The organism is Candidatus Cloacimonadota bacterium (assembly GCA_034661015.1).
In the GTDB taxonomy this organism is placed as follows: domain Bacteria; phylum Cloacimonadota; class Cloacimonadia; order JGIOTU-2; family JGIOTU-2; genus JAYEKN01.
Window position 1 is genome coordinate 1 of the sequence record JAYEKN010000175.1, and the last position, 4,519, is coordinate 4,519.

General features: G+C 36.9%; 2 protein-coding genes. Both read left to right on the top strand.

Annotated elements, in window-relative coordinates:
• Positions 1 to 444: 444 nt before the first annotated feature.
• The gene (uvrA, locus tag U9P79_06695) at positions 445 to 3,291 is read left to right on the top strand and encodes an excinuclease ABC subunit UvrA (protein MEA2104310.1); all 2,847 of its coding nucleotides are present in this window, start codon (positions 445 to 447) and stop codon (positions 3,289 to 3,291) included.
• Between the two features lie 426 nt (positions 3,292 to 3,717).
• The gene (locus U9P79_06700) at positions 3,718 to 4,512 is read left to right on the top strand and encodes a hypothetical protein (GenBank protein ID MEA2104311.1); all 795 of its coding nucleotides are present in this window, start codon (positions 3,718 to 3,720) and stop codon (positions 4,510 to 4,512) included.
• Positions 4,513 to 4,519 lie beyond the last annotated feature (7 nt).

Below are 4,519 nucleotides of genomic sequence, written 5' to 3' on the forward strand. Positions count from 1 at the left end.
AAAAATCCTCGAGTCAAATCCGAAAAGAGTGGCTTCGACTCAAGTCTTTTTTGATCAAATTTACTTATTCTATTTCAACATCAATGTCTTGGTGGTTATTGTTTTATCGGAAGCTTGAATCTTGTAGAAATATATTCCGCGCATTCTCCCTCAACCACCACAGCCACTTCTTCCGGAATGTTTCTTTCCGGGAATTCCACAAATACTGCTTCATAGTCTATCTCTTCGTCATAAGTGAAATATTCTGATTCGAATTGAAATATTTAGTTTCTTTGGAAACCATCGGGATGGCTTAACATTATCCAATTTTGTATAAATTAGTTATTTTTGTGGACTATCCCCACAATCAACCCAAAACCCTCAATCCCGAAACCTTGACAACAATTTCCAAAGATTTGAATAAAAAAGAATATTGTAAACACCAATCAACCTACAGTAGCAAATATGAAAAACGAAATCAAAATTAAAGGTGCTCACGAGCACAACCTGAAAAACATTGATGTAACTATTCCTCGAAATAAGCTAATTGTGTTCACCGGAGTTAGTGGATCAGGGAAATCTTCATTAGCCTTCGACACTCTTTATGCAGAAGGGCAAAGAAGGTATATGGAATCTTTGTCCTCTTATGCAAGGCAATTTCTCGGACAAATGGAGAAACCAAATGTTGATTATGTGGAAGGGCTTTCCCCGGCTGTTTCCATAGAACAGAAAGCCTCCAGCCACAATCCCCGTTCCACGGTTGGAACTGTTACGGAAATTCATGATTACTTGCGGGTGCTTTTTGCCCGAGTTGGTGTGCAATATTGCTATAAATGCGGAAAACCGGTCAGTTCGCAAACCAGCGATCAAATTATTGATCACATAATGAGTATGCCGGAAAAAACAAAAATTCAAATACTCGCTCCTTTGGTTCGCCAAAGAAAAGGTGAACACAAAGACATTTTCGAAAAAATACGACGAGAGGGTTTTGTTCGTGTCCGTGTGAATGGAATAACTCACGATATAAATGAGGAGATTATTCTTGATAAAAAAAGTAAGCATAATATAGAAGCTATTGTGGACAGATTGGTTATTAAAAAAGATATTCGCAGCCGAATGAATGATTCGCTGGAAACTGCTCTGAAATTAGCAGAGGGTGTGGTTATGATAGATTTCATCAAAAACCCTAACGAAAATTCTGAAGATAGGAGTGAACAGTTGATATTTTCTCTTCAAAATTCCTGTCCGAATTGTAATATCAGTTATCCAAAACTGACTCCGCAAATGTTCTCATTCAATAATCCAATGGGTATGTGTAAAGCATGCAATGGGCTTGGAACACGACTCGAAATTGATGAAAACAAGCTTATTCCCGACAAATCAAAGTCAATTGAAGGTGGAGCAGTTGTGCATTGGGGAATAATGGGAAATAAAAAACGCTCGTGGCGTTATAGAATTTTATTGCAACTCGCCGAAGAGTGGAATTTTTCTTTATCAGCTCCCTGGCAAAGTTTATCGGATGAAGCCCAAAACGTCATTCTTTACGGATCAAGAGGGAAAAAATTCAGAATTGATTGGGACGGAGATTCCGGTTCCGGCCATTTTATGACTCCTTTTGAGGGATTGATTCCAACAATCAAAAGAAGACTAAAAGAAACTAAATCCGAGTATATGCGGAAAAATTATTTACACTATTACAGCGATCAGAATTGTTATGTTTGCAATGGAACAAAATTACGAATAGAAAGCAGAAACGTGAAGATCAATGGTAAAACTATAACGGATCTTTGCAATATATCCATCGGGGAACTAATCAAATTTATAAATGAATTGAAATTAACGGGAAATCAGTTGCTCATTGCAGATGAGTTGGTCAAGGAAATTAAAAATCGTTTGAATTTTATGATGAATGTGGGACTTCATTATCTTTCTTTGAATCGAAAAGCTCCCACACTTTCCGGCGGTGAAACCGAGAGGATTCGATTGGCGAGCCAGATTGGAAGCGGGCTTGTGGGCGTGATGTATGTCCTTGACGAACCCACTATCGGATTACACCAACGGGACAATTTGCGATTGATCAATATGCTGAAAGATTTAAAAAATTTGGGTAATACCGTTATAGTTGTTGAGCATGATACTCAGATGATAATGGAATCCGATCATATTTTGGATTTTGGTCCCCTCGGTGGTGTATATGGCGGGGAAATTGTTGCACAAGGTTCTCCCGATGAAATAATGAAGGATAATAAATCTTTAACAGGAAAATATTTATCAAAAAAACTGTCCATCGGAAAACCAACTAATTATCGAATCTCAACAGGTAGCTATATAAAAATATCCAATGTAAGACAAAACAATCTAAAGGGCATTAACGTTGAAATTCCGCTCGGATTATTCACCTGTATTACCGGTGTTTCCGGATCGGGAAAAAGTTCGCTTGTAAATCAAACCTTATATCCAGCTATTGCAAATAAACTTTACCGCGGATCGCATAAAGAAGGAAAATACGACAAAATATTATTTTACGACAAATTAGATAAAATAATAAATATTACTCAAGATCCCATCGGGAGAACTCCAAGATCAAATCCAGCTACTTATACACAACTTTTTGACTATATCAGGGACATTTTCACTCAAACTCAAGAAGCAAAAATTCGCGGGTATTCAAAAGGACGTTTTAGTTTTAATGTTTCCGATGGCAGGTGTGAAGCCTGTCAGGGAAGAGGATATAAGCAAATTGAGATGCACTTTCTTGCGGACGTTTTTGTAACATGTGAAGTGTGCAAAGGAAAGCGATTCAATAAAGAAACACTTCAGGTAAAATATAAGGGAAAAAATATTTACGAAGTGCTTGATATGGATGTTCAAGAAGCATTGGCTTTTTTCGAAAATATACCACCAATCAAACGCAAACTAAAAACGCTAAGCGATGTGGGATTGAATTATATGAAGTTGGGACAACCTTCCAATACACTTTCCGGAGGTGAAGCTCAGCGAGTGAAATTGGCCAAAGAATTGAGCAAATTAAGTACCGGCAACACTCTTTATATTCTTGATGAACCAACTACGGGTTTACATTTTCATGATATAAAAAAACTAATTTCAGTACTCAATAAGCTCGTGGATAAAGGAAATACAATTGTCGTAATCGAGCATAATCTCGATGTGATAAAATGGGCAGATTATGTGATTGATCTCGGTCCCGAGGGTGGAGACGAAGGTGGAAAAATTGTTGCGGATGGAACTCCGTCTGCAATTGCAAAACATTCCAAATCATACACAGGAAAATATCTACGGGAAATTCTGTAGTTGTCGTATCTGGGACAGAAAGAATATGTCCACGAATTTCACCTGTCTGCGCGCTGGGACGCCCAGGCAGACTAATTTTCACGAATTATATTTCAAAAGCAAAAAGACCACAAAGAAATACTAGATGAAAAAACTTTGCGTTCTCTCCGTTCTCGGCGGTGAAAAAATGCAAAAAGTCGGCACATATAATGAATAGCACCAGAGGTGCGAAATATTTGTAGCGTAAGGCGTCAGCCTTATGTTCCGATGAATGAATCGCAAAAAGCACTGTAGGTGCGACATTTTCAAAAAAGAAAAATGAAGAAAAAAAAGTAAAAAATTGATAAACAATATTTTCGCTGAAAGCGATGAATCCATAGCGTTTTGTTAAAACTTGACCCGTTTTCATAGTTTGGTGATTTTGTAGGCGTTTTGAAAGAAGGTGATATGAAAAAATATATTCTATATTTCGTAATAATAACTATCATTTTTATTGGAGCTTGTAGTGATTCTACCGAGCCCAGTAAAACTTCAACTATTTCCGGAATAGTCATTGATAGTTTAAACCAACCAATTGCGGGTGCAAAGATCTTAACTGTTTTTCATTTTGATCCGATTCCATATTGGTACAAGGATTTTAATAATGGTTTAACTTCACCTGACCATTTAGATCCTCCCGGGCCTACGCCTCCACCAACGCAAGCCACCAGTATTCAAAATTTTCCCAACCCATTTTCTAGCACAACTTGTTTATGGCTTTTTATCAGGGAAATGAATATTTTCGATCTATATATTCTTGATCATAGTTTAAATACTGTAAAAATATGCTTTTCTAATGAAAGTTTAAATATGGGACATTATGCCTGGGCTTTGGATGGAAAAAACGATGCTGATAAATTTGTGGAAAATGGAATTTATACTGCAGGGCTCACTTCTGATACTATCATGGTTTATACTGAGATATTTCTAAACAAAGAGTATGATAGTTCCACTCAAATTGAGGATTATGAATGTTCCATAATCACTGATGATGAGGGGAAATTCAAAATACCCCAAACTGATTTCCCTTTTGGCGATTCTTTACAATATATTGACGTCCAAGGCTGTCTTCGTGACACCGGTTCTGTAACAAGATATTTAAAATTATGGGCTTTTGCTGATGGTCATAATCCTGTTTTTTTGGACAGTGTTTATGTGGATAAAAAAGATGGGTGTGATGTTATTTTGAAATTATTTGAATAATTAGTGT

Coding starts and splice junctions, on each gene's coding strand:
- U9P79_06700 (MEA2104311.1), top strand. CDS start 3,718: ATGAAAAAATATATTCTATATTTCGTAATAATAACTATCATTTTTATT.
- uvrA (MEA2104310.1), top strand. CDS start 445: ATGAAAAACGAAATCAAAATTAAAGGTGCTCACGAGCACAACCTGAAA.